Source organism: Paenibacillus sp. IHBB 3054 (assembly GCF_051594305.1).
Taxonomy (GTDB): domain Bacteria; phylum Bacillota; class Bacilli; order Paenibacillales; family Paenibacillaceae; genus Paenibacillus_AQ.
Genome location: NZ_JBOFBG010000095.1, coordinates 1 through 1,846 on the forward strand (window position 1 = coordinate 1; position 1,846 = coordinate 1,846).

The following is a 1,846-nucleotide window of genomic DNA, read 5'->3' on the forward strand; positions in this document are numbered from 1 at the left end:
GTTTTCAATATTGAATAATCAGGAAATTCGTCAAAGTATCCGGGATATGAAATTTCATATAAATTCAGTGCCTCATTCATACTGGTCATCCTCCCAATCGTCATCGTAATCGTCAAATAATGGGCCATCATCTTCGTCAATATCCAGCGACTCGTATTCCTCATCCTCACAAATCATGCGTGCATCCGCCCATTCTGCGCCGCATCTGCTGCATATCAGGTCGCCGCCGCAAGTTGTGGGAGGCATAGGGTTATCGCAATATTTGCATTCAGCATGCATCGCTTATCAGCTCCTTTTTAGGGGAGAGGGTGGTTAACCCTCAAACTTCTTCAGAAATTCAGTAGCAAAGCCACCGCTCTTTCCTTCCAAGAGCACCACTTCTGATCCGCACAGGTCCCACGGCTCCGATTTCACCGTCCAAACTTTATCCTTATTTTCTTCCTTACGTGCTTCGTAGCAGGAATGCATGATTACCTTGTCTTCCGGTTTTAGGCCTGATTTCTTAAACTTTGGTTGTTTTGCCATGTCATTTATCTCTCCTTTGTAGGTTAGTTAGTTCTCATTACCTCTTGCGGCAGGAGCTTGTCCTTAATCACTCCGAAAGCATCTGTACGATCATACAGAGAGCTATGTACCGATGTTGGGTATCGCTAGTGCCTTTTATTATCTGCGGCAAACCCAGGCAAAGGCCTTTTCCCCACGCCCTGAATCTTCAATCACATAAGCCACACCTTTGGTCACATAAATGCTGGGACATACCCTGAGTGTTCCGAAAGCCGTGGGAATGGAATGATATTGTGCCATCTCAGAATTCGGGCATACATGCAATTTCAGACGCTCAATTTTGCATTCATTGTCATTTAGAAGCAGATGTTGGAGGGCACTGTTAATCATATCCACGGCACGTGGGTGAATCGGACTCGCGGTACACTGGTTCATATCAACGGTACCTCCTTCCTAAAGTAGCTGTAACTGCCCGAATTGCCCGGCTGCTATCGGATTAATCCTCCTTTAACTACCGTTTTATAATATAAAGAGATCGTATGTTCTGTTTTTAAACCGTGAGTATCCTCTCTGGAGCCTACTGCTTCCCCAAAGTTCAATCTTTCTGATGATTCTTTAATTACGACAAGCAGTTCACTACGCGAGTAGTACCCTTCTTTTTGTGCAGCAGCTCCAGCTGCTCAGGTGTAGCACGAAGCACTAACCAGTTCTCAGGAGTAAGACGGTGCAGGCTGATCACTTGCTTTTGCCGCCGTGTTGGACGAAATCCCCGGTTCTTTTTCGATTCTTTGACAGTTTTCATAGTTAGCCTGACTCCCCTTCAGTTAGTTAAAGTGACAAGTTACCCCTTATGTTCTATTAGATTTTCCTTATCGATAAACTTGCTTGTTCCTGATTTACTAGTTGTTTCTTCTCATATTCCTCTGCTTCAGCCAGGAGCTTGGCAAACTCCTCATCTTGCAAAGAAATTTCTTCAGGAGTACGTGGTTGATGTGACGGAGTACAAATTTCAATCTGCGGCTTTTTGCTTTTTCCGCTCTCGTTTCGCCCTCCCCCGAATCTCTTTGCAGATGCCTTGGCATCCTTTATTTCCTGAGCTTTCTGCATCATTTCAGCCATTTTTTCCGGAGTAGGAACATCTCCACTGCCATCATCGACAGATATCGGAATCTGCTGCTTTCCACTTCTACTGGTATTTCTCCCCGATCCCTTAGGAGTCTTGGGTTTCCCTGGAGAAATAAAAGATGCGTCCGTCTTCTCGGCTTGTTGGCTAGTCGTGCCGCCACGATGTTGATAGCCATTTAAAATGCCTCGTATATAGGACAGGTTCTGTTTTTCTGGC

At 45.2% G+C, this 1,846-nt stretch carries 5 protein-coding genes; all 5 read right to left on the bottom strand.

What is annotated here, in order from left to right; all coding sequences use genetic code 11:
* Window positions 1–72: 72 nt before the first annotated feature.
* Window positions 73–279, bottom strand: coding sequence for a hypothetical protein (locus tag ACQ76X_RS35760; RefSeq protein WP_438498643.1), 207 nt, complete (start codon window positions 277–279; stop codon window positions 73–75).
* 33 nt (window positions 280–312) lie between these two features.
* Window positions 313–525: a hypothetical protein gene (locus tag ACQ76X_RS35765; protein WP_438498644.1), complete on the bottom strand. Its 213-nt coding sequence runs from the start codon at window positions 523–525 to the stop codon at window positions 313–315.
* Window positions 526–663: 138 nt separating this feature from the next.
* Window positions 664–939 carry a hypothetical protein gene (locus ACQ76X_RS35770; RefSeq protein ID WP_438498645.1) on the bottom strand — a complete coding sequence of 92 codons (276 nt, stop codon included), beginning with the start codon at window positions 937–939 and terminating at the stop codon, window positions 664–666.
* Window positions 940–1,123: 184 nt separating this feature from the next.
* The gene (locus tag ACQ76X_RS35775; protein WP_379143544.1) at window positions 1,124–1,306 is read right to left on the bottom strand and encodes a DUF6906 family protein; all 183 of its coding nucleotides are present in this window, start codon (window positions 1,304–1,306) and stop codon (window positions 1,124–1,126) included.
* 56 nt (window positions 1,307–1,362) lie between these two features.
* On the bottom strand, window positions 1,363–1,846 hold a 484-nt coding region (locus tag ACQ76X_RS35780), incomplete at its 5' end, for a hypothetical protein (protein WP_438498646.1).